Source organism: Pseudonocardia parietis, from assembly GCF_017876315.1.
GTDB classification, from domain to species: Bacteria; Actinomycetota; Actinomycetes; order Mycobacteriales; family Pseudonocardiaceae; genus Pseudonocardia; species Pseudonocardia parietis.
This window is the reverse complement of sequence record NZ_JAGINU010000001.1, coordinates 4773925-4799169: the sequence shown is the minus strand read 5'-3', so window position 1 is coordinate 4799169 and position 25245 is coordinate 4773925. Positions and strand designations below refer to the sequence as shown.

Sequence of the window (25245 nt, the reverse complement as noted above, 5' to 3'; positions counted from 1 at the left end):
GGAGGCGTCGACGATGAAGCGCACGCTCTACGAGTCCGACCACGAGGACTTCCGGGCCGCGTTCCGGGCGTTCGTCGAGAAGGAGATCGTCCCGAACGAGCCGCAGTGGGAGCGCGACGGGATCGTCTCGCGCGAGCTCTTCACCACGGCCGGGGCGAACGGCTTCCTGGGCATCGACGTACCCGAGTCCTACGGCGGCGGCGGCGTCCCGGACTTCCGGTTCAACGCGGTGATCGCCGAGGAGCTCATGCGCTCCGGCGCGGCGGCCTCCGGCCTGGGCCTGACCCTGCACAACGACATCGTGCTGCCGTACCTGCTCGCCTACTGCTCCGAGGAGCAGAAGCAGCGGTGGCTGCCGGGGGTCGTGAGCGGAGAGATGATCCTCGCCATCGCGATGACCGAGCCGGGTATCGGTTCGGACCTGGCGTCGATGTCGACCACGGCGGTCCGGGACGGCGACGACTACGTGGTCAACGGCGCGAAGACGTTCATCACGAACGGTGTCAACGCCGATCTCGTCGTCGTCGCGGTGAAGACCGACCCGTCGCAGAAGCACAAGGGCATGAGCCTGCTGATGGTCGAGCGCGGGATGAAGGGCTTCGAGCGCGGCCGCAACCTGGACAAGCTGGGCCAGCACGCGCAGGACACCGCCGAGCTGTCGTTCACCGATGTGCGGGTGCCGGTGACCAACCTGCTCGGCCCCGAGGAGGGCCAGGGGTTCACCCAGCTGGTCACCAACCTGCCCCAGGAACGGCTGTCGATCGCGGTCGCGGCGGTCGCGGCGGCGCGGACCGCGCTGACCCAGACGCTGGAGTACGTCCAGGAGCGCAAGGCGTTCGGCTCGCCGATCGGCTCGTTCCAGAACTCCAAGTTCGTGCTGGCCGAGCTGGACACCGAGATCGACATCGCCGAGCACTACGTCGACGACTGCGTGCGCGCCCTCAACGCGGGCGAGCTCACCGCCGTCGACGCGTCCAAGGCGAAGTACTGGTGCACCGAGCTGCAGGGCAAGACCGTCGACCGGTGCCTGCAGCTGCACGGGGGGTACGGCTACATGTCCGAGTACCCGATCTCCAAGGCGTTCGCCGACGCCCGGATCACCCGGATCTACGGTGGGACCACCGAGATCATGAAGGAAGTGATCGGCCGGAGCCTCGGGCTCTAGGGCGGGTCATGACCACCGAACGCACCCCCGTGTCCAGGACTCGGGCGCAGCGGTCCGAGGACAGCCGCGCCCGGATCCTGGACGCCGCCGTCGAGTGCCTCATCGACGGCGGCTACTCCGGCGCCACGACGCTGACCATCCAGTCCGAGGCCGCGGTGTCGCGCGGACGGCTGCTGCACCACTTCCCGTCCCGGGACCGGTTGCTGGTCGCCGCGGCCCAGCACCTCGCCGTCAAGCGGGTCGCGGACACCGAGGAACGCGTGCGGCGGGTGGTGGAGCAGAACCCGCCGGCCGACGTCGTCGAACGTGCCGACCGGGTCATCGAGCTGTTGTGGGAGAGCTTCTCCGAGCCGCACTTCTGGGCGTCGATCGAGCTGTGGACGGCCGCCCGGGTCAACGGCGAGATCGCCGATGCGCTGCGGCCCGAGGAGAAGCGTCTCGGTGCGGCGATCCGGGCGTCGATGGCCCGGATGTTCGGCGAGGAGCTGGCCTCCCGGCCGCGGTTCAAGCAGCTGCGTGACCTGCTGCTGACCTCGATGCGGGGGACGTCGCTGACCTACACGTTCGATCCGCGTGACCCGCGGGCCGACGCGATGCTCGCCCAGTGGAAGGACCTGTCGAGGGTGCTCCTCGGGAACTGAGCGTGACGGGAGCCGAGCGGGAGCGGCCTCAGGTTCCGAAGCCCTCAGGTTCCGAAGCGCAGCCCGAGCGGTGGGGTGGCCGTCTCGGCCGGCTCCGCCCGGTGCTCGGCGGGCCGGACCCGGATCCGGTTCCGGCCGCCGTGCTTGGCCTCGTAGAGCGCCGTGTCGGCGGCGGCGAGCAGGGCGTCGACGTCGTCGCCGTGGTCCGGGGAGGCGGCGACGCCCACCGAGACCGAGAGCGCGCTGACCCGGCCGGCGGTACGGGTGTCGACGGCCAGGGACCCCACCCGGCGCCGGATCCGTTCGGCGACGTCGCAGGCGCGGCCGGACACGACGTCGTCGGGCCGCAGGCCGCCGAGGGCGACGACGAACTCCTCGCCGCCGAACCTGCCCGCGAGGTCGTGGTCGCGGACCTCCTCGGTGAGCACCCGGGCCACGGCCTGCAGCACGTCGTCCCCGGCCAGATGGCCGTGCCGGTCGTTGACCGCCTTGAAGTGGTCCAGATCGAGGATGAGGACGGCGGTCGCGCGGCCGGTGCGGCGGGACCGCTCGAGCATCTGCCGGGTGCGTCTGCGCCAGGCCACCGGGTTGAGCAGGCCGGTCTTGGCGTCCGTGTCGGCCTGCGCCTCGAGCTGGCGGACCAGCGTGGTCTGCTCCAGGACGAGCAGTGGCAGGATGGCGAGCAGCACCAGCCACGGCGTCGTGTTGCCGACGATCACGGCGACGAGCCCGCCGAGGGACAGGGTGGCCAGCTCGAGCAGGATCTCACCGCCGAGCAGGATCCGCAGGAAGCGAGAGCCCGGGCGGGCCAGGCGGAGCACCGACACGATCAGCAGGGTGTTGACCAGGGTGAAGGCGAGCAGGGCGCCGAGGACGACGCCCGCGTCGTGCGGGCTGAACGCCGTGCCCGCCCGGTCGGGGGCGAGCAGCCGGACGCCGGCGGCCGCGTGCACCGCCAGCACCATCGTCGCGGTGCTGAACAGGTGCCGGTGCGGCGGCACACCGGCCTCGCGGGAGACCCGCAGGTAGAGGTGGAGGTACACGCCCGCGACGACGGCCGTCGCCGGGAGCGGGGGGAGCAGCAGCGCGGCGGCGAACGTCCAGACCGAGGTCATGTTGACGAACCGGGTCTCGGCGATCCGGCGGCGGAGCCGTTCGGCGTTGAGCGAGAGCTCGGTGTGCGCGGCCGCGACCAGGACCAGCAGGCCGGTGACGACCAGCTGGTCGGACGTGGGAGCCCGCCAGTGCACCGCGTCGAGGACGAGCAGGGCCACGGTGGCGGCCTCGACGAGGAGCACGAACACCAGGGCCCGGGCGGGGACGGTGCGGATCGACCACGATGACGGCGCCCACCGGCGGCGCGACGCCGGCCGCGGTACCGCCTGCTGAGAGGTCACGCCCTACGCCCGTCCCGTGTGCCGCCTGATCGAAAGGCCAGGTTACCGCTGGGTACCGACCGTCCGGGGTGTGGTCGCCCTGCCGGCGGGAATGCGCGGTGAACGGTGTCCGGTCCACGCCGAACGCCTCGGGTCGCGTCCATAATGTGACCCTGTGTCGTCAACGCGTTACAGTAGGGAGCCGGTGCCGTCCGAAAGGATGCACAGCCGCAGCGGGGTGTGGTCACGTTGCACCCCGCCGGCACGTTCGGGTGGCGGCCCGTCGACACGGTCGAGGAGGTGCATCGTGCGCGGTTGGGAGTGGTGATCCTCAGGGCGCTGCGCGGCGTCCCGCCGTCGGGGTCGCGCAGCGCAGCCAGGACGAAACGGTGAATGCGATTCAGGACACCCTCGTCCGGCCCTATCGCATATCGGCCGATGCTCTGCCGTACGGGTGATGTGGACTACATCCCATCGTTCTGACCTGCAATGACAACGGGTGCGCGGCGACGGCCGACGATCACCCCCTAGGCGGGACGTCCGGTCTCGTGTTGCAGTTAGCCTCGCCTTAGCTAAGGCATGCCGACGCAACGAAAGGACCGTGATGGCCACTCCCGCGAACGTGCACCCCCACTCCGATGAGGAGATCCTCGACGTGGTGGGAGTCGGGTTCGGGCCGTCCAACCTCGGCGTGGCCATCGCACTCCTCGAGCACAACGCGTCGGTGCCCGCCAAGCACCGGGTGACGGCGCGGTTCGTCGAACGCCAGGCGCGGTTCGGCTGGCATCGCGGGATGCTTCTGGAGGACGCCACGATGCAGGTGTCCTACCTGAAGGACCTCGTCACGCTCCGCAACCCCACCAGCGGGTTCTCCTTCCTGGCCTACCTGCACGACCGGGAGCGGCTCGCCGACTTCATCAACTACGGCTCCAGCTTCCCGACCCGCCGCGAGTTCCACGACTACCTCGAGTGGGCCGCCGCGCGGGTCGTGGAGACCGGCGCCGCGGCCGGCGGGAACATCGACGTCGACTACGGCCGGGAGGTCGTCGAGATCGCCGCGGTTCCCGGTGACGGCGGCACGGTCGACGCGGTCGACGTCGTCGTCCGGACGGGGGAGCGGGTCGAACGGCTGCGTGCCCGCAACGTCATCCTCGCCTGCGGGCTCACGCCGGTCCTGCCCGACGGGGTCCGGCTCGGCGGCCGGGTCTGGCACAACCGGGACCTGCTGTTCCGCACCCGCGAGCTGAGCGGCACCGAGCCCGCCCGGTTCGCCGTCGTGGGAGCCGGGCAGAGCGCCGCGGAGACCGTCGCGCACCTGCACCGCACGTTCCCGACCGCCGAGGTGCACGCGGTGTTCGCCCGCTACGGCTACAGCCCCGCCGACGACAGCTCGTTCGCCAACCGGATCTTCGACCCGGCCGCGGTGGACGACTTCTACACCGCTCCGGAGGAGGTCAAGGGACGGATCCTGGGCTACCACGCCAACACCAACTACTCGGTCGTGGACCCGGAGCTGATCGAGGACCTGTACCGGACGCACTACCACGAGCGGGTCGCCGGGGCCGAGCGCCTGCGGTTCCGCAACGTGTCCCGGGTGGCCGACGTCGTCGACGTCGGGGACCGGGTGGAGCTGGCCGTCGAGTCGCTGATCGACGGCTCCCGCGAGGTCATCTCCGCCGAGGCAGTCGTCTACGCGACGGGGTATCGCGCCACCGATCCGCTCGCGCTGCTCGGCGACGGGCTGGGCCCGGCCTGCGGCCGCGACGAGCAGGGCAGGCTCGACGTCCGGCGCGACTACCGGCTCGACACCGGCACGCTCACCGACGGCAGCCGGGTGCGGGCCGGGATCTACCTCCAGGGGCCGACCGAGCACACGCACGGCATCACCTCGACCCTGCTGTCGAACATCGCCGTCCGCTCCGGCGAGATCGTCGCCTCGCTGACCGGGGCGCCCGCGCCGGTCGCGGTCGCCGCCGCGGCCGCCGTCTGAGAAGAGCCGAACCACCGATTCCCGAGGGAGAACCATGTCCACGAACCCGTTCGACGACCCCGAGGGCACCTTCTACGCGCTGGTGAACGCAGAGGGGCAGTACTCGCTGTGGCCCGTGTTCGCCGAGGTCCCGGCAGGCTGGACGGTCGAGCACGGCCCCGCTGGCAAGGCGTCGTGCCTGGAGCACGTCGAGAACAGCTGGACCGACCTGCGCCCGCGCAGCCTGCGCGAACGCACCGCGCACTGACCGACCGTACGTCCCGCGGCCCGTCGATCATCCACACAGGAGTGTCGCCCCCGTGACCCGAACGCTGTCGCATCCCTCCGCCCCGCGGCCCGACGAGGCGCTCGCGACCTGGCCCGCCCTGTTCGCCGAGCGGGTCGCCGCGACACCGGACGCGGTCGCGGTGCAGTGCCGGGCCGACCGGCTCACCTACGCCGGGCTGGACGACCGGGCCGCCCGGCTGGCGACGGTGCTGATCGAGCGCGGCGCGGGGCCGGAGACGCTGGTGGCGCTCGCCGTGCCGCGCGGGATCGACCTGGTCGTCGCGCAGGTCGCGATCCTGCGTGCGGGGGCGGCGTACCTGCCGGTCGACCCGGACCAGCCGCCGTCGCGCACCGAGCTGGTGATCGACGACGCGCGGCCGGCCGTCGTGCTCAGTACCCGGGACGTGGCCGCCGAGCTGGCGCTGCCTGCCGGGATCCCGACGGTCCTGCTGGACGGTGACGCCCCGGTGATCGCCGCCGCCGTCCCGGCCCCGGCTCCCGACCTCGATGTCCGGGCGGCCGCGTACGTGATCCACACCTCCGGCTCCACCGGGCGGCCGAAGGGCGTCGTGGTGACCCACTCGGGCGTGACCCAGCTGGTGGCGACCCAGACCCGGCGGCTCGGGATCGGTGCGGGCGACCGGATCCTCGGGTTCGCCTCGACCGGCTTCGACGTCGCGTTCTGGGAGCTGTGCATGGCGCTGCTGTCCGGCGGGCGCCTGGTCGTCGTGCCTTCGGAGCTGCGGCTGCCCGGCCCGGAGCTGGCCGGTTACGCCCGCGAGCACGGGGTCACGGTGATGGCGCTGCCGCCCGCACTGCTCGCCGCGCTGCCGCCGGACGTCGACCTCCCGCGGGCGACCCTGCTGGCAGGCACCGAGCGGGTGTCTCCGGAGCTGGTCGCGCGCTGGGGCCGGGACCGGCGGATGGTGAACGCCTACGGCCCGACCGAGGCGACCGTGAACGCGACGCTCGGCGAGTGCGATCCGGCGCGCACCGGCCCGACCGTCCCCATCGGACTCCCGGACCCGATGACGACCGTCCACGTGCTGGGCCCGGACCTGCGGCCCACGACCGAGGGCGAGCTCTACCTCGGTGGCCCGGGACTCGCCCGCGGGTACCTGAACCGGCCCGGCCTGACCGCGGGCCGGTTCGTCGCCGACCCGTTCGGGGCGCCCGGGGAGCGGCTCTACCGCACCGGGGACGTGGTGCGGATCGACGACGACGGTGAGCTGGAGTTCCTCGGCCGCGCCGACGACCAGCTCAAGGTGCGTGGCTACCGGATCGAGCCGGGCGAGATCGAGTCGGTGCTGCGGGGGCACCCGCACGTCGCCGACGCCGTCGCCGGGCTGCACGAGCCGGCGCCGGGCGACCGGCGGCTGGCGGCCTGGGTCGTGCCCGCCACCGGCGGTGCCGACCCGGCGGACCGGGTCGCGGACTGGCGGGGGGTCCACGAGCTGCTGTACGCGGCCACCTCCGCCGAGGACGGCGACCCGACCGGCTACGAGGGCGGGTTCGCCGGCTGGAACTCCACCTACGACGGCACCGCCATCGGACGCGACGACATGCGGGCCTGGCGGGACGCCACCGTCGCCCGGATCCGGGAGCTCGGCCCCGGCCGGGTGCTGGAGCTGGGCGTCGGCAACGGACTGCTGCTCTCCGAGCTCGCCCCGGACTGCCCGCGCTACGTCGGTACCGACCTCTCCGCCGAGGCGGTCGCTGCGCTCGGCCGCTGGGTCGACGGCCGCCCCGGGCTGCGGGAGCGGGTCGAGCTGCACGCCCGCGCCGCGCACGAGCTCGACGGCCTGGACGGCCCGTTCGACACGATCGTGATCAACTCGGTGGCGCAGTACTTCCCGGGGCCGGAGTACCTGCTCGACGTGCTGCACCGGTCCGCCGCGCTGCTCGCCCCCGGTGGCGCGGTCTTCGTCGGGGACGTCCGGCACGCGGGCCTGCTGCGCACCTTCCGGGCCGGGGTCGTCGCCACCCGGTCGCCGGATGCGGACCCCGTCGAGCTGCGCCGGGCCCTCGACGGCGCGGTGGCGTGGGAGGGCGAGCTGCTCTGCCACCCCGACTTCTTCACCGGGCTCGACGGCCTCGCCGGCACGGAGATCCGGATCAAGCGGGCCGCCGCGCACGACGAGCTGTCGCGCTACCGCTACGACGTCGTGCTGCGGCCCGGCGCCGTGCGACCGGACCCCGCGGTGGAACCGGTGGTCCTCAGCTGGGAGGGGGCGGGCGCGAGCGCGCAGACCCTGACCTGCGCGATCCGCGGTGCGCTCCGGGACGGGTTCCCCGAGGCGCTGCGCGTGACCGGCGTCCCGGACCTGCGCTCGGCGGGGGACCGGGCGGCCCGGGCCCGCATCGACGGCGAACCGGAGCCGGACGCGGGCGCCGACCCGGAGGAGCTGCTGCGGCTCGGCGAGTCGCTCGGCTACGTCGCCGCCGGCACCTGGGGCCCGGAGCCCACCGTCGAGCTGCTGTTCGCCCGGCCCGGCGTGGTCGCGGACCCGCTGTACCGGCCGACCGGCGCGACGGACCCGGTGCACCGCCCGGCCCCGTTCCGCGACGTCGACGTCCTCGTCGGCACCCTGCGCGAGCACCTGCGCGGCCGGCTGCCGGAGTGGATGGTGCCGGCCGCCGTCGTCGCGGTGCCGTCGATCCCGGTGCTGGCCAACGGCAAGACCGACCGGGCCGCGCTGCCCGCGCCGGACCTGTCCGCGCAGGTCCGCGGCACCCCGCCGGGGACCCCGCGCGAGGAGCTGCTGTGCACGCTGGTGTCCGAGGTGCTCGGCGTGCCGGGCATGGGCGCCGACGACGACTTCTTCGCACTCGGCGGCGACTCGGTGCTCTCGATCCGGCTGGTCGTCCGGGCCCGGGAGGCCGGGCTGGCGATCACACCGCGGCAGGTCTTCACCCACCGCACGGTGCAGGAGCTGGCCGCCGTCGCCACCGTCCACACCGTCCACGCCGGGTCGGACATCGGACCGGCCGGGACCGAACTGGACGACGACGCCCGCTCCGCGTTCGCGGCGCTCGACGGTATCGCCCTGGTCGGGCCGGTCGCACCGCTGCAGGAGGGCTTCTTCTTCCACGCGGCGCTGGACCCGTCCGACACGTCCTATGTGGTGCAGGAGGTTCTCGACCTTCCCTCCGATGTGGATCCGACAGCGGTGCGGGCGGCGCTCGGCGACCTGCTGGACCGGCACCCGCAGTTGCGGGCCGGGTTCGCCCAGCGGGCGGACGGCCGGGTGGTCCAGGCCGTCGCCGACCGGGTCGTGCTGCCCTGGAGCGAGCACCACGTGATCGGTGGCGGCGACGACGTGCTCGACGCGGAGCGGGCGCGGCCGTTCGACCTCGCCCGGCCGCCGCTGCTGCGCGCGGCGCTGCTGCACGACGACGACCGCGCCCGCCTCGCCCTGACCTTCCAGCACGCGGTGCTCGACGGTTGGTCGGTCGCGCTGCTGGTCGGGGAGCTGCAGGAGGCCTACGCGGCACGGCTCGCCGGCCATGCTCCGGTCGGGGAGGCCCCGGCCGGGGACGACCGTGCGGAACGGGCGACGGCGCGCCTGCGGGCCTGGTTCGATCACCTGACCGCCCTCGACGCCGACGGGGCACGGGCGGCCGCGGGCGAGGTGTGGGATGCGGAGCTGGCCGGCGCCGAACCGGTCCGGCTGCTCGATGCCCTCCCGGCGCCCGGCTCGTCGTCGCACCGGCCCCGCCCGCACGTGCAGCGGACCCTGACCCTCGACGCCGACGCGACCGGCGCACTCGACCGCGCGGCCCGGGCCCAGGGCGTGACCCCGTCCACCCTGCTGCACGCAGCCTGGGCGCTCACCGTCGGCGCGCTCAGCGGCAGCCGCGACGTCCTGGTCGGCAGCACCGTGTCCGGGCGGGACGCACCCGTCGACGGCATCGGCGAGGCGGTCGGGCTGTTCGTCAACACGGTGCCCGTGCGGTTGCGCTGGGCGCCGGGTGAGTCGCTGTCGGCGCCGCTGCGCCGCATGCAGGACGGCCGGACCGCCGTGCTCGACCACCCGCAGGTGCGGCTCGCGGACCTGCAGCGCGGCCGCGGCGAGCTGTTCGACTCGCTCGTCGTCGTGGAGAACTTCCCGGCCGCCCCGGCGGGCATCGTCGGGGATGTGGAGGTGCGCGACGCCGTCCACTACCCGCTGGCGCTGGTCGTCGGTACCGGCCGCGAGACCACCGTCGTGCTCAAGCACGACCGGGCGCGGGTCGATGCCGGCACCGCGCAGCTGCTGCTGGACCTGTTCGGCGCCACCGTCACGGCGCTGGTCCACGAGCCGGCGCGGGCCGCCGGATCGCTGCCGCTGCGCTCGGACGACGAACCGGCGGCCGGGCCGGTGCGCCCGCTCGACATCCGAACCCTGCCCGAGCGGATCACCGCCGGCCTGGCGCGCGACCCCGGGCACACCGCGGTGGTCGCACCGGACGGCACGCTCGACGCCGCCGAGCTCGACCGGCGCTCCGCCGCGCTGGCCGGGGCTCTGCGGGCGCGCGGCGCCGGACCGGGCGCGGTGGTCGGCGTCGCCGTGCCGCGGTCGTGCGAGCTGATGGTCGCGCTGATCGGCGTGCTGCGGGCGGGCGCGGCCTACCTGCCGCTCGATCCCGACCACCCGGCGGAGCGCTCGGCCCACATCGCCGCCGACGCCGGCCTCGATCTGGTCCTCGTCCCGTCCGCGGACGACCCGCTACCGGAGCTCCCCGGCGTGACGCGGCTGCCGGTCGGCCCGCTGAGCGCGGACCCGGTACCCGCGGACCTGCCGTTCCCGGACCCGGACGACGCCGCGTACCTGATCTACACCTCCGGTTCGACCGGCCGACCCAAGGGCGTGGTCGTGAGCCACCGGGCGATCGGCAACCGGCTCGACTGGATGCAGTACGCCCATCCGATCACGGCCGTCGACCGGGTGCTGCAGAAGACCCCGGCCGGGTTCGACGTGTCGGTGTGGGAGTTCTTCTGGGCCCCGGCCCGGGGCGCCACCGTGGTGCTCGCGCGGCCCGGCGGGCACCGCGACCCCGAGTACCTCGCCGGTCTGATCCGCGAGGAGCGGATCACCACGCTGCACTTCGTGCCCTCGATGCTGGAGGGTTTCCTCGCCGCCGAGCAGGTCACCGCGGACCCGTCGTGGGCGCGGTCGCTGCGCCGGGTGTTCTGTTCCGGCGAGGCGCTGCCCGCCGCGGCCGCCCGGGACTGGCACGCCCTGACCGGGGTGGAGCTGCACAACCTGTACGGCCCGACCGAGGCCGCGGTCGACGTCACCGCGCACGCCGTCGGGGCCGACCCCGGCACCGTCCCGATCGGGGATCCGGTGTGGAACACCCGCACCCACGTGCTCGACGGGTGCCTGCGGCCGGTGCCCGACGGCGTGCCCGGCGAGCTCTACCTCGCCGGCGTGCAGCTGGCCCGCGGCTACCACGCCCGGCCGGGCCTGACCGCGGACCGGTTCGTCGCCGACCCGTTCGGCGCGCCGGGGGAGCGGCTCTACCGCACCGGTGACGTGGTGCGCCGGGCCGGCGGAACCCTCGAGTACCTGGGCCGTGAGGACGGGCAGGTGAAGATCCGCGGGCAGCGGATCGAGCTGGGGGAGATCGAGGCCGAGCTGGGTGCCCTGGACGGCGTCGGCCGCGCCGCTGTCGTGATCCGCAGGGACGGGCCGGCGCCGGTCCTGGTCGGCTACGTCGTCCCGCGCCCTGCCCCGTCCGGTGACCCCGGCGCCGATGTGCCGGGTGCGGCTGGTGTCCCGGCGTCGGCGGGGGAGACCGGAGCGCTCGACGGTGCCACACTGCGGGAGGCGCTGGCGGCACGACTGCCCGAGGCGATGGTGCCGGCGGCGGTCGTCGTCCTGGACGATCTCCCGCTGACCCCCAACGGCAAGCTCGACCGCAACGCGCTGCCCGCTCCGGAGGCGGCCGCGTCCGGCCCGGTCCGGGAGCCCGCCACGCACGCGGAGCGGGTGCTGTGCGCGGCGTTCGCCGAGGTTCTGGGCAGGGACACGGTGTCGGCGGACGACGACTTCCTCGCGCTCGGCGGCGACTCGATCACCTCGATCGCGGTGTCGTCGCGGGCGCGGCGGGCCGGATTGGACGTCGGCCCCGCGGACGTGCTCACCGGGCGGACCCCGGCCGCCGTCGCCGCGCGGGCCGGGACGGTCGCCGAGCCGGTTCCGCCGCTGCCGGAGCCGGACGAGGCGACCTGGCGGCGGGTCCGGGAGATCGCCGGCCCGGACGTCGCGGAGGTCTGGCCGCTCTCCCCGCTGCAGGAGGGCCTGTACTTCCACGCGACCCTCGACGGCGCCGAACACGACGTCTACACCGTGCAGGAGACCGTCGACCTCGACCACGAGCTGGATCTCGACCGGTTCCGGGCGGCCGTCGCGACCCTGATGGCACGCCATCCCGCGTTGCGTGCCGGGTTCACCGCCGACGGGCTGGACGGTCCCGTCCAGTTCGTGGTGTCCGAGCCGGCACCGCCGGTGGAGCTGGTCGAGGTCGCGGGCGACGACGAGCGCGACCGCGCCACCGCGGCCGATCGCAGCACCCCGCCGGCCCTCGCCATCCCGCCGCTGTTCCGGATCACCGTGCTGCGCGGCGGCGGCCGGGACCGGGTGCTGATCCACCGCCACCTGCTGATCTGGGACGGCTGGTCGGCCTGGCTGGTCCTGCGCGGCCTGTTCGACACCTACGCCGGGGCGGCCCCGCCGGAACCCGGCGGCAGCTACCGCGACCTGCTCGCCTGGCTCGCCGCCCGCGACCCCGAGCCCGGCCGGGAGGCCTGGCGGACCGCGCTGGCCGGGCTGGCGGAGCCGACCCTCGCGGGCCCGCCGCCCGGGACCGGGCGGCACGAGGTGGCCGAGACCCACCTCGACCTCGACGCCGCCACCTCCACCCGGCTCCGCGAGCTGGCCCGCGACCGCGGCGTCACCCCGAGCACCGTGCTGTCCACCGCGTGGGCGCTCGCGCTCGCCGCCGGCACCGGCCGGACCGACGTCGTGTTCGGCACCTCGGTCGCCGGGCGCCCGAGCGCGGTCCCGGACGTGGAGAACGTCGTCGGCCTGTTCCTCAACACCGTCCCGGCGCGCGTCGGGCTGCGGCCCGCCGAGACCGGCGCGGCGCTGCTCGCCCGGGTCCAGGACGAGCGCCTCGCGCTGCTGCCGCACGAGACCGTCGGGCTCGGGGAGATCCAGCGGCTGTCCGGGCACCGGACGTTGTTCGACACCCTGTTCGTCTACCGCCCCGAGGGCGGCGAGCAGCGCATCGCGGACCTCGGTGCGCGGCACGGTGTCACCGGGATGCGCAACGTCGACGCCACCCACTACCCGCTCACCCTGGTCGTCACCCCGGGCGAGCGGTTCCGTATCACGTTGTCGCACACCGTCGGCGACGACGCGGCGGCAGCATGGACCGGGCGGGTCGAGCGTGCCCTGCGCGCCCTGCTCGACCACCCCGACGACCCGGTCGTCGCCCACGATCTGCGCTCGGACCACGAGCGCGACGCGGTCGAGGAGCACCGCACCGGCCGCACGGTCGATCTCGCGGGCGACACGGTCGCCGACCTGCTCGCCGAGCGTGCCGCCGTCGCCGCGGACGACCTCGCACTGGTTTCGGGACCGACGAGGTTCACCTATGCCGAGCTCGACGCCGCGGTCAACCGCACCGCGCGACTGCTGATCGCCCGCGGCGCGGGCCCGGAGACCGTCGTCGCGCTCGGGCTGCCGCGGTCCGCGGAGACGGTGATCGCGCTGTTCGCGGTACTGCGCACCGGCGCGGCGTACCTGCCGCTCGAGCTCGATCATCCGGCCGCCCGGCTGGTCGAGACCATGCAGGACGCCCGGCCGGTCGCGTTGCTGACCACCGCCGCCGTCGCGCCCACACTGGACGGTGCGGACGTCCGGGCGATCGTGCTCGACGACGCGGCCGTCGCCGCCGAGCGGGCCGCGCTCGATCCGGGCCCGCTCACCGGCGACGAGCTGGGGGACTTCGCGCGCGGCGACCCGCGGCGGCTCGACCTGCCCGCCTACGTCATCTACACCTCCGGCTCGACCGGCCGGCCCAAGGGCGTCGTCACCCCCTACCGGGGCCTGACGAACATGCAGCTCAACCACCGGCGGGAGATCTTCGACCCGGTCGTCGCCGACGTCCGCGCCCGCCGCGGCCCGGATGCGCGGCTGCGGGTGGCGCACACCGTGTCGTTCGCGTTCGACATGAGCTGGGAGGAGCTGCTCTGGCTCGTCGAGGGGCACGAGGTCCATGTCGCCGACGAGGAGCTGCGCCGCGACGCCGAGCGCCTGGTCGCCTACTGCGACGGCAACGAGATCGACGTCGTCAACGTGACCCCGACCTACGCGGCCGCCCTGCTCGACGCCGGCCTGCTCGCGCACCGGCCGATGCCGCTCGTGCTGCTCGGCGGCGAGGCCGTGTCGGACGCCGTGTGGACCGCGCTGCGCGAGGCAGACGGCGTGCTCGGCTACAACCTGTACGGCCCGACCGAGTACACGATCAACACACTCGGGGCGGGCACCGGCGACTCGGCGACCCCTGCGGTCGGGCGGCCGATCACGAACACCACGGCACACGTGCTCGACACCTGGCTGCGGCCGGTGCCCGACGGTGTCCCCGGCGAGCTCTACATCGCCGGTGACGGGCTCGCCCGCGGCTACCTCGGCCGGTACGGGCTGACCGCGGAGCGGTTCGTCGCCGACCCGCGCAACCCGGGCGGCCGGATGTACCGCACCGGGGACCTCGTGCGCCGCCGGACGGGCGGCGACGTCCACGGCATCCTCGACTTCCTCGGCCGGACCGACGACCAGGTGAAGATCCGCGGGCACCGGGTGGAGCCGGGTGAGGTGGCGGCGCTGCTCGACGCGCATCCCGCTGTGGCGCGCGCCGCGGTGGTCGCCGACCGCTCGGGCCCCGGCGGGATCGCCCGCCTGGTCGGGTACGTCGTCGCGGCGGCGCACGAGGCGGCGCCGGTCACCGATCTGCCGCGCGCACTGCGCGACGAGCTGCGCGACCGGCTGCCCGACCATCTCGTCCCGGCGGCGATCGTCGTCGTCGACGACCTGCCGCTGACCGTCAACGGCAAGCTCGACACCGGTGCGCTGCCCGCACCGGACCTGGCCCCGGCCGGCCAGGGCCGCCCGCCCGCCACCCCGGCCGAGGAGACCCTCTGTGGGCTGTTCGCCCAGGTCCTGGAGCTGCCGCGGGTCGGCCCGGAGGACGACTTCTTCGACCTCGGCGGGCACTCGTTGCTCGCCACCCGGCTGCTGTCGCGGGCCCGCACCGCGCTCGGCGCCGATCTCGTGCTGCGCGACCTGTTCGCCGCGCCCACCCCCGAGCTGCTCGCGGCCCGCGCCGGCGCCGCGACCCCGAGCACCGGCCGGCCCGAGCTGGTCGCCCGCCCGGACCGTGGTGACCTGCTGCCACTGTCCGCGGCGCAGGCCCGGCTGTGGCTGGTGTCCCGGGAGGGTGGGGGAGCGGCCTACCACTTCCCACTGGTGCTGCGGCTGCGCGGTGCTCTCGACATCGACGCGCTCGCCGCCGCGCTGGACGACGTCGTCGCCCGGCATGAAGCACTGCGCACGGTGATCGTCGAACCCGGTCCGCGGCAGCGGGTCCTGCCCGCCCCGCGGGTGCCGTTCACCGTCGTGGACACCGAGGAGGCTCAGGTCCCGGACCTCGTCGCGGCCGAGCTGGAGCGGCCGTTCGACCTCGCCCGCGACATCCCGATCCGGGCGACGGTGCTGCGCCCGGGACCGCGCGAGCACGTGCTGGTGCTGATGCTGCACCACATCGCCACCGACGAGTGGTCCGACCGCCCGCTGCTCGACGACCTCGCCATCGCCTACCGCGCCCGACTCGACGGCCGGGAACCCGGCTGGGAGCCACTGCCGGTGCAGTACGGCGACCACACCCTCTGGCAGGCCGAGCTGCTCGGCGACCCGCGCGATCCCGGCTCGCTCGCCGCGCGGCACCTGGACTGGTGGGAGTCCACGCTCGCCGGTGCGCCGGAGGAGATCGAGCTGCCCGCGGACCGGGCCCGTCCGGCCCGGCCGACCTACGCGGGCGGGCTCGTCGAGCACCCGCTGCCGGCCGATGTCCGCGCGGGGCTGCACACGCTGGGCCGCACGCACGGTGCCAGCCCGTTCCTCGTGCTGCACGCCGCGGTCGCGGCTCTGCTGACCCGGCTCGGCGCGGGCACCGACCTGCCGCTCGGGGCACCGGTCACCGGCCGCGCCGACGAGCGGCTGGAGGACCTCGTCGGGTTCTTCGTCGACACCGTCGTGCTGCGCGCCGACACCTCCGGCGACCCCACCCCGGCCGAGCTCGTCGACCGGGTCCGCGACGCCGACCTGGCCGCGTTCGCGCACGCCGACGTGCCGCACCAGGCCGTCGTCGAGCGGATCAACCCGGTCCGCGAGCCGGGCCGCAACCCGCTGTTCCAGGTGATGGTCGCCCACCATGCCCGGCCCGGCGGCGAGCTGTTGGCGCTGCCCGGGGTGACGGCCGCCGAGGAACCGGTGGAGGCCCGCACCGCCAAGTTCGACCTGGTGTTCTCCTTCGCCGAGACCACGGGGGAGGACGGGAGCCTTGCCCTGCACCTCGAGTACTCGGCGGAGCGCTTCGACCGTCGCAGCGCCGAGTCGATCGCGGCCCGGTTCGCGGCGGTCGCCCACGCGTTCGCCACGGCGCCGGAGCGGTCGATCGGCGCGATCGACGTGCTCGACGAGGCCGAGCGGGCCGCGCTCCGGGACCGCTCCGGCGACCCGTCCGGCGGCGGCGCGTTCCTCGGCCCGCTGTCCGATGTGGTGGCTCGGCACGCGTCGTCCACACCGGCCGCGATCGCAGTGACCGGCCCCGGCGGCGACGTGTCCTATGCGGAGCTCGACGCCCGTGCCGCGGGCGTGGCCGCGCACCTGGCCGCGTCCGGGATCGGGCGGGGCGACGTCGTCGCCGTCGCCGTCGGGCGGGACGCGGGCCTGGTCGCGACCGTGCTGGGCCTGTGGCGGCTCGGCGCGGTGTGGCTGGCGCTCGACCCGGCGCACCCGTCCGAACGGCTGACCCACCTGCTCACCGACTCCGGCGCCGTGGCGCTCGTCGTCACCGACGACGTCGCGGACCGGATCCCGACCGTCGACGGCCTGCCCAGGCTCACGCCGGACGCACCGGCCGGCGACCACGCACCGGAACCGGTCGCGCTCGGTCCCGACGACCCGGCGTACCTGATCTACACGTCCGGTTCGACCGGGCGGCCCAAGGGTGTGCTCGTGCCGCACGACGGCGTCGGCGTGCTCACCGCGACCGCCGCCGAGCGGTTCGGTGTGGACTCCGGCTCGCGGGTGCTGCAGTTCGCCTCACCCGGGTTCGACGTCGTCGTGTTCGAGCTGGCCATGGCGCTCGGTACCGGCGGGCGGCTGGTCGTCGCGCCCGAGGGCGTCCGCACCACCGGCCCGGAGCTCCCGGCGTTCCTCGCCCGGCACGGCGTCACGCACGCCGCGATCCCGCCCGCGCTGCTCGGCGCGTTCCCGGCGGGTACCGAGCTGCCCGCGGGCATGCACGTGCTGGTCGGCACCGAGGCGGTGCCGCCGGACCTGGTCGAGCGCTGGGCCGGTCGGGTCTCGCTGGTGGTCTGCTACGGCCTCACCGAGGCGAGCGTGAACTCGACCCTGTGGCTCGCCGGGCCCACCGGCGACGGCCGCGTCCCGATCGGGATCCCCGATCCCGGCACCGTCGTCCGGGTGCTCGACGACCGGCTGAGCCCGGTGCCCGACGGCGTCGCCGGCGAGCTCTACGTCGGCGGCCGCGGGCTCGCGCTCGGCTACCCGGGCCGCCCGGGGCTGAGCGCGGGGCGGTTCGTCGCCGACCCCGGCGGGCCGCCCGGGGCGCGGCTCTACCGCACCGGTGACCGGGTGCGCCGTCGCGAGGGGCTGCTGGAGTTCCTCGGCCGCACCGATGACCAGCTGAAGATCCGTGGACACCGGGTCGAGCCGGGGGAGGTGGCGGCCGCCGTCACCGCCCACCCCGCGGTGCGCCAGGCCGTCGTGGACACCCGCGGTGACCTGCTCGCGGTCTACGTCGTGCCGGAGCCCGGACACCAGCCCGAACCGGCGGAGCTGCGGGCGCACGCCGCGGACCGGTTGCCGGCCGCGCTGGTGCCGGGCGCCGTCGTCGTGCTGGACGGGCCGCTCCCGCTCACCCCGAACGGCAAGGTCGACCGGCGGGCGCTGTCCCGGCTCCCGCTCCCGGGCGCCGGACCGGGCACGACCGCGACCGCCACCGCGGCGCAGCGCGCGCTCGCCGGGCTCGTGGCCGACGTGCTCGGCGCCGAGCACGTCGGGCCGGACGACGACTTCTTCGCCCTCGGCGGGCACTCGATGGCCGCGATGCGGCTGATCGGGCGAGTCCGGGCCCGGTTCGGCGCCGACCTGGCCGTCCGCGACGTCTTCGACGCCCCGACCGTCGCCGCGCTCGCCGACCTGCTGGAGCGGCGGCCCACCGACCGCCCGGAGCTGGTCGCCGGGCCGCCCGCCGCGGCCGACGGCGAGCCGCTCGCCCCCGCGCAGGAGTGGCGGTGGGCGCGGCACCGGGTCGATCCGCGCCCGGACCACGCGCTGGTGCTGCGACCCGGCGAGCCCTACGACACCGCGGCGCTCGCGGCGGCCGTCGACGACGTCGTCGCCCGGCACGAGCCGCTGCGCTCGGTGTTCACCCACGGCCTGCGGGTCGTCCGGGAGCGGGGCGCCGGCCTGGTCGAGAGCGACCGCCCGGCCGCCGAGCTGGCCCGCGAGCCGTTCGACCTCACGGTCGAGGCGCCGTTCCGGGCGATCCTGTCCGGTGACGGCGAGCTGGTCCTGGTGCTGCACTACCTCGGCGTCGACGAGTGGTCGGTGGTGCCGCTGCTGCGCGACCTCGCCACCGCCTACGACGCCCGCCGCCACGGCCGCGCGCCGGAGTTCACCCCGCTGCCGGTGACGGCGACCGACCACGCACGGTGGGCCCGGGCGCTCGCCGGCATGGGGGAGGCGGGGGAGCCACCACCGGACGGCCGTTACGCCCGCGCGGCCGGGCACTGGCGGGCCGCGCTCGCCGGGGTCGAGGCACCGGTGGGAGAGAACGAGCACGTCGGGTCCGCCGCTGCGACCGTCGTCGGCGAGATCGACGCGGAGCTGCGTGCCGAGGTGGAGGCGCTGGCCCGCCGCGAGCGGGCCGGGCTGTTCACCGTCGTGCAGTCCGCCCTGGCGGTGGTGCTCGCCCGCCGCGGCGCGACGGTGCCGGTACCGACGGCGTCGTTCGTCGCGGGCCGCACCGAACCGGAGCTGACCGACCTGGTCGGGTGCGTCGCCGACGTCGCGATCCTGCCCGTGCGCCCGGGCGCCCGCGGCCTCAACGCCGAACTGCTCCGCACCACCCGCGCCGACGACCTCGCCGGCTACGACCACGCGACGATCGGCCTCGCCGCCGTGGCGCGCGAGGTCTGGGGCGCCGACCCGGCCCGGGTCCGCCCGCAGGTGCTGCTGATCCCGCACGAGGACACCGGCCTCGCCGACGAGCAGCGGGTGCTGGGCACACTGGACGCGCTGGACACCGGCGGCGCGACCGCCGACCTCACCGTGAGCGTGGCGCAACCCGAAGGGGACGGACCGATTGTGCTGGAGCTGACCCACCGACTCGACGCCTGGACCGACGCGCAGGTGCGCGCACTGGCCGGTGAACTGGTCGACGAGCTGCGCACGGCGGTACGCCGATGACCCGGGTGGTGCGGGCGAACGGTGCCGGGCCGTCCGCGCTCGCCCCGCCCGGCGCGGGCGAGGCGCAGCAGCGGATCCTGCGCGCGGCGCTCGACGACACCGGCGCCCGGCCCGTGCCCGGCCCGCTGCTGGTGCCGCTGCCCACGGTCGGGATGAGCGTGGTCGCCGACGTCGCGCACGCCTCCGTGGTGGGGGAGCACCGGTTCGACCGGATCGCGCTGGGCACCACCGACGGCGCGCTCGACCCGGACCCGGGACCGGACGTCCTGGCCGCCGCGCTGCGCGAGGAGCTCGCCGCCCGGTCGGACGGGTCGTGGCCCGGCACCGGGACGGACGTCGATCCCGGTGCCGGGGGAGCCGTGCTCGGCCCGGACACCCCGCGCGACCCGGTGGCGGCCGTGGACACCGCGCTGGAGCTGGTGCGGGCCCGCCCCGGCACGCACCCCGCGCTGCTCACCGACACCGTGCTCGTGCGCGGGCTGCTCCCACGGGTCGCCGCGGGCGGCCCGGGCAGTGAGACCGAGCAGGCCCGCCTCGCCGCGCTCACCGGCCGGCTCACCACCGCGCGCGATGCCGAGCCCGCCGGTCCGGTCCGCGACCTGCTGGACGGCTGGCTCACCGGCGAGCATCTCTGGTTCCGCCCGGCGCTGCATCCGGCGCCGTGGCTGCGCAGGCCGAACCCCCTGCTCACGGCCCTGCCCCCGGTCGTCGCCGACCCGCCGCTGCCGGTCCGCGCCGGCCCGTTCGTGCTGCGCGCGGCCCGCCCGCACGGCACCGACCTGCGCACGGTCGCCGGCTGGATGCGGCGCCCGGAGGTGATCCGGTTCTTCGGGCAGCCCTGGCCGGACGAGCGCTGGGCCCGCGAGCTCGCCGGGCACGGCCCGGGCTCCGGCACGGCCGCCGTCCTGGTCGAACGGGCCGACGACCCGGCCGCCGGCCCGGTCGGCTACCTGGAGCTGTACCGGCCGGCGCGGCACGCACTCGCCCGGTCGTTCCCGGTGACACCGCACGACCTGGGCGTGCACGTCTGCGTCGGTGCCGAGCACGGCCGGGGGACCGGCGCGGCGCTGCTCGGCGCCGTCGCCGAGGCGCTGGCCGGCGCCGACCCGGACTGCCGGCGGGTGCTCGCCGAGCCGGACGCCCGCAACGCCGCCGGGCGGGGCGCGTTCCGCCGGGCCGGGTTCACCGAGGCCGGGCGGATCGCGCTCCCGCACAAGGACGCTGCGATCATGCTGCGCGAGGCGCCCTGACTGCTGCTCTGACCACGGCCCCGGCTACGGCGCCGACTCCCGCTCCAGGCGCAGCAGCTCCAGGTGCTGCTCGTACTGGTCGAGCAGGTCGTCGACGAGCTGGCCGTAGCCGTAACCCATGACGTTGTACCCCTGGCCGCCGCCCTGCAGGTGCACCTCGACGCGGTGGTGGTCGGTCCAGGAGGCGGAGTCGCCGTTCTCGATGCCGGCGGCGGCGGGCAGCGCGCTGCCCTCGGCCCCGGTGGTGCGTGCCCTGGCGACGGGATCGTCCGGGCCGGGCATGTCGTCGTCGGGCGAGCCGGCGTCGTCGGGGGTGAAGCGGGGCAGCCCGGTGATCCGCGGGACCAGCCGGTACACGAACGGCAGCGTCTCGTGGATGTCGGCGACGAGCTCGAGGGGCTGCATGCCCTCCGGGCGCTCCTCGCCGGGCTCGATCTCCGGCGCGTCCTCGTCGGTGCAGCGCTGCACCCGGGTCGGGACGCCCTGTGCACGCAGCTCGGTGGCCACGTCCTGGAGCACCGACGTGGCGGTCCCGGACAGGAACCGGTCGGCTCCGCGCTCGTCGGCGTGCCCCATCGTGCGCCGCAGCCGGTCGCGCCAGTCCTGCCCGGCGGCGCCGCCGTCGTTCCCGTTCTCACCCGGGCGGCTACGGCCGGACAGCAGCGCGGGCAGGCTGGAGAGCTTGCTCTCCGAGCGGTTCCGCTCCAGACGTAGCGCCTTGTACAGGCCGAGCATCACCAGCACCATGACGAACGCGAACGGCAGACCCATGATCACGGTCGCGTTCTGCAGCGTGGTGATCCCGCCGACGAACAGCATCCCGATGGTGAGCAGCCCGGTCGCCAGGGCCCAGAAGATCCGGTTGGCGGCCGTGGCGTCGTCGCGCGGGGTCTTGCGGTACGAGGTCAGGTTCGCCATGACCAGCGCGCCGGAGTCCGCCGACGTCACGTAGAACAGCAGGCCGGTCAGGGTGGCCAGCCCGGCCAGGAACGGGAACCACGGGTACTCCGCCAGCAGCACGTAGAAGCCGGTCTCGGGTGCGTTCACCGCGGTGTCGGCGAGCTCGGCGTTCCCGCCGCGGACGCTCTCCAGGGCGGCGTTGCCGAAGATCGAGATCCAGAACAGGATGTAGAAGAACGGGATCACCAGCGTCCCGACGACGAACTGGCGGATCGTGCGCCCGCGCGAGATGCGCGCGAGGAAGAGCCCCACGAACGACGCCCAGGCGATCCACCAGGCCCAGAAGAACAGGGTCCAGAGGTTCATCCACTCGCCGACGTCCGGGTTCGACTGCTCGAACGCGAACGTCTCCATGGTCAGCGTCGGGAAGCTCGACAGGTAGTCACCCAGGTTCGTGACCAGCGCGTTGAGCAGGAACGACGTGTTGCCGGTGACCAGGATGAACAGCGCCAGCACCAGGGCCGCGATCACGTTCAGCTCGGAGAGGCGCTTGATGCCCTTGTCGACGCCGGAGACCGCGGAGATCGTCGCGATCACCACCGACACCGCGATCAGCCCGACCTGCGCGGCGGTGCCCACCGGCACGCCGAACATCACGTTGAGGCCGACGTTGAGCAGCACGACGGCGATGCCCAGCGAGGTGGCGATACCGAAGATGGTGCCGAGGACGGCGGCCAGGTCGACGGCGTGCCCGATCCGGCCGAAGACCCGCTTGCCGATCAGCGGGTAGAGCGCCGAGCGGATCGACAGCGGCAGCTCGCGCCGGTAGGCGAAGTAGGCCAGCGCGATGCCCATCAGCGCGTACATGCCCCAGCCGGTGAGGCCGTAGTGGAAGATCGTCCAGACCGTCGCCTCGCGGGCCGCCTCGACCGTCCCCGGCTCACCGACCGGGGGCGCGGTGAACTGGGTGATCGGCTCGGCGACCGAGAAGAACATCAGGTCGGTACCGATGCCGGCGGCGAACAGCATCGCCGCCCAGGACAGGTTCGAGTAGTCGGGCTTCGAGTGGTCCGGTCCGAGCTTGATCGCGCCGTACGGGGACAGCGCGAGGAACAGCACGAAGATGAGCACGGTGGTGGCGACCAGGACGTAGAACCAGCCGAAGCTGCCCGCGATGAACTCGACCAGCAGACCGATCACGGTCTCGGCGTTCTCCGGGAGCAAGATCGCCCAGGCGGCGATCAGGAGCACTCCGATGGCGGAGCCGTAGAAGACCGGCTTGTTGAGCCGGACCGACGGTTCGTCGGCCCCGCCCCCGCTGGATCGGGACTCCGTCTCGAGGGACGGGGTGTCGCTCATCGGGTCGGGACCTCCTCGGTACGTGGTCAGAGCGAGATGACCCTATTGCGCGTCGTGACGGTGCGGTGAGCCCGGTGGATAACGAATGGGTCGATTCGGATTGTGATGGCCGGACGCTTCACGGATCGGAATCGAACGGTGGCGGGACGTGGCCGGAACCGGTCTCGGGGTCCCCCGGAACCGGGTGGGGGTCGTCCCGGATCCCGGTCCTCGGCCCGGTGACGACGATCATCACTGACGATCCGATCACCCGCTTGGGAGCCCGATGAGTGCGCCACGTCCTTCCCCTCGTCCCCGACGGGCCCGGCTCGGTGGGCACTCCGCCGCGCGAGCGGTGCTCGTCGTGGCAGTCGTCCTCGCCGCACTCGGGGCGCTCGCGCTCCCGGCCGGGGCCGCCGACGACCGCGGGCCCGGCGTCGACGACGAGGTCCGCGGTTACGCGGCGGAGTTCGCCGTACCCGGGATGGTGGCCGTGGTCCTGGGACCGGAGGGGCGGGTGACGACCGCGCCGCACGGGCGGACGTCGGACGGCGCTCCGGTCACCGCGGACACCCGGTTCCGGATCGCGTCGATGAGCAAGGCCTTCACCGCGGTCGCCGTGCTGCAGCTCGCCGAGCAAGGCCGGCTGCGGCTGGACCAGCCGGTCGCCGAGCTGCTGCCCGGATTCGCGGTCGCTGACCCGCGCGGCGCGTCGATCACCGTGCGGCACCTGCTGTCGCACACCTCCGGACTCGCCGCCGCCGACGTGGACGAGTTCGCCCTGCCGCCGGCCGCGTCCTCGTCGGCCCTGGTGGAGGGCCTGCGCGAGGTGCCGCTCGCGCACGATCCCGGCACCACACACGAGTACGTGAACGCGAACTACGTCGTCGCCGCCCGGATCATCGAGACGCTGGCTGACCGGCCGTTCGGCGAGTACCTGCGCGATGCGGTGCTGCTACCGCTGGGGATGAGAGCGACGGTGGCCACCGACCGGTGCGACGCCGGCGTCCCCGGCCTGCCGCTCGGCCACGCCGGCGCACTCGGGATCCAGGTCCCGGTGCCGGAGATCCCGGCCTTCTGCGCCGGCGACGGCGGTGTGGTCACGACGGCCACGGACCTGACGCGCTGGCTGCGGTTCCAGACCGGCGACGGCGCCCCGCTGCTCACCCAGGCGTCGTTGCGACAGGCGCACACCCCGGCACCGGGGACCGACGGCCGCTACGGCCTCGGCTGGTCGGTCCGGACCACAGACGACGGCGGCACCCGGGTGCTGCACGGCGGCGCGCTCACCACCTGGACCAGCGGGATCGAGCTGTCCACGACCGGCTCGGGAGCGTTCGTGCTCACCGACGCGGCCGGCGCGCCGGGCATGCTCGCGGCCCGGATGGTCGCGCAGGCGGACGGGAGAGACCCGGGGCCGCCGCACACCGACCCGATGCGCCCGGTGAACCTCGTCCTGCTCGGGCTGGTGGTACTGGCCGCTGCGCTGCTCACGGCCGCGGTGCTGCGGGCGGGGCGACGGGCGCGGGCACTCGGCGGGCGGCGGCGGGCGTTCTCACTGCCCGCGGCCGCGGTCGTGACCGGGGCGCTGCTCCTGCCGGTCGTCTGGGCGGTGGGAGCGGGGCCGAGCTGGACGGGCTGGCTCATGCTGCTCTGGATGGTGCCGCCGGCCGGGGCCCTCGTACTCGTGCTGGTGGCGGGCGGGGCGGCGGCCCTGGTCGCCCGGTCGCGCGCCCGGAGGGTTCAGCTCCCGGCGCGCAGCCCCAGCGCCTGCGACGCCTCGGCCGCCGCAGTGCGCAGCAGCGCGAGCTGATGTTCCTGTTCGGAGTCGGGCAGGTGGGCGGTGAGGCCGCTCAGGCTCAGCGCAGCGACGGTGGCGCCGGTGTGGTCGTGGACCGGCAGACTCAGCGCCTTGACGCCGAGCTCCACATCGTCGCGGCTGGTGGCGTATCCCTCGTCGCGGATCCGCCGGACCTCCTCGCGCAGCTGCTCGGCGGTGGCCTGGGTCGGTGAGGTCCGCCGCTGCAGGGGGCCGGCGAGGTAGCTCTCCACCTGCTCGTCGGGCAGGGCGGAGAGCAGCAGCCGCGGCCCCGCGCCCAGGTGCAGCGGCAGCGTGCCGCCGACGCGCAGCGTGTGGGTGGACGCGTAGCGCCCGTCCAGGCGCTCCACGCAGACGGCCTCGTCGCCCCGCAGCACCAGCAGGAACACCGTCTCGCCGGAGTGGCGGTACAGGTCACGCATGGCAGGGAGGGCGCGCTCGCGGACGCTGAGGCGGCGTGCCATCGCGCTGCCGACCCGGAAGGCGCCGATCCCGAGCCGGTAGGTGCCCGGCGAGGGCCGTTCGACGAAGTCGCCTGCGGCCAGCGTGGTGAGGATGCGGTGGCAGGTGCTCTTGTTCAGTTCGAGCCGGGCGGCGATGTCACCGAGGCTCAGCTCGTCGGGGGCCTCGGCCAGCAGTTCCAGCACCGACATCGCCTTCACCAGCACCCGGACGGGCTCGCCCGTACCGCCGGCCTTCTCGGCCATCAGTGCGCCTCCTCCTCGTCCACACC

At 74.8% G+C, this 25245-nt stretch carries 10 protein-coding genes; 7 read left to right on the top strand and 3 right to left on the bottom strand.

Going from position 1 to position 25245, the window contains the following annotated elements; translation table 11 throughout:
- Positions 1–13: 13 nt before the first annotated feature.
- Both JOF36_RS22570 and JOF36_RS22565 read left to right on the top strand, forming a co-directional pair.
- Complete coding sequence (locus JOF36_RS22570) at positions 14–1165, top strand: acyl-CoA dehydrogenase family protein (RefSeq protein ID WP_210030568.1); 1152 nt, start codon at positions 14–16, stop codon at positions 1163–1165.
- Between the two features lie 8 nt (positions 1166–1173).
- Positions 1174–1806, top strand: a complete 633-nt coding sequence (locus JOF36_RS22565; protein WP_210030566.1) for a TetR/AcrR family transcriptional regulator — start codon at positions 1174–1176, stop codon at positions 1804–1806.
- Positions 1807–1850: 44 nt separating this feature from the next.
- Here JOF36_RS22565 and JOF36_RS22560 read toward each other — a convergent pair whose 3' ends face one another.
- Positions 1851–3203, bottom strand: a complete 1353-nt coding sequence (locus tag JOF36_RS22560; RefSeq protein ID WP_210030560.1) for a GGDEF domain-containing protein — start codon at positions 3201–3203, stop codon at positions 1851–1853.
- Positions 3204–3786: 583 nt separating this feature from the next.
- On the opposite strand from JOF36_RS22560, the gene JOF36_RS22555 reads away from it, so the two are divergent.
- From JOF36_RS22555 to JOF36_RS22540, 4 genes are read left to right on the top strand one after another with little or no spacing between them, the layout of a single operon-like run.
- The gene (locus JOF36_RS22555; RefSeq protein ID WP_210030554.1) at positions 3787–5172 is read left to right on the top strand and encodes a lysine N(6)-hydroxylase/L-ornithine N(5)-oxygenase family protein; all 1386 of its coding nucleotides are present in this window, start codon (positions 3787–3789) and stop codon (positions 5170–5172) included.
- A 34-nt stretch (positions 5173–5206) separates the two neighbouring features.
- Positions 5207–5419: an MbtH family protein gene (locus JOF36_RS22550; RefSeq protein ID WP_210030552.1), complete on the top strand. Its 213-nt coding sequence runs from the start codon at positions 5207–5209 to the stop codon at positions 5417–5419.
- A 52-nt stretch (positions 5420–5471) separates the two neighbouring features.
- Complete coding sequence (locus tag JOF36_RS22545) at positions 5472–19205, top strand: non-ribosomal peptide synthetase (RefSeq protein ID WP_210030550.1); 13734 nt, start codon at positions 5472–5474, stop codon at positions 19203–19205.
- Positions 19202–20455 carry a GNAT family N-acetyltransferase gene (locus JOF36_RS22540; RefSeq protein ID WP_210030541.1) on the top strand — a complete coding sequence of 418 codons (1254 nt, stop codon included), beginning with the start codon at positions 19202–19204 and terminating at the stop codon, positions 20453–20455. The genes JOF36_RS22545 and JOF36_RS22540 overlap by 4 nt, the downstream gene beginning before the upstream one ends.
- Before the next feature lie 24 nt (positions 20456–20479).
- Here JOF36_RS22540 and betT read toward each other — a convergent pair whose 3' ends face one another.
- Positions 20480–22714, bottom strand: coding sequence for a choline BCCT transporter BetT (betT, locus tag JOF36_RS22535; protein ID WP_210030540.1), 2235 nt, complete (start codon positions 22712–22714; stop codon positions 20480–20482).
- 343 nt (positions 22715–23057) lie between these two features.
- Between betT and JOF36_RS22530 the strand changes: the two genes are divergently transcribed.
- Positions 23058–24506 (top strand): serine hydrolase domain-containing protein, encoded by a 1449-nt coding sequence (locus JOF36_RS22530; RefSeq protein ID WP_210030539.1) that lies wholly within the window; start codon positions 23058–23060, stop codon positions 24504–24506.
- On the opposite strand, the gene JOF36_RS22525 is transcribed toward JOF36_RS22530, so the two are convergent.
- On the bottom strand, positions 24437–25219 hold the full coding sequence (locus JOF36_RS22525; protein WP_210030538.1) for an IclR family transcriptional regulator: 783 nt from the start codon (positions 25217–25219) through the stop codon (positions 24437–24439). The genes JOF36_RS22530 and JOF36_RS22525 overlap by 70 nt on opposite strands.
- Between the last annotated feature and the right edge of the window lie 26 nt (positions 25220–25245).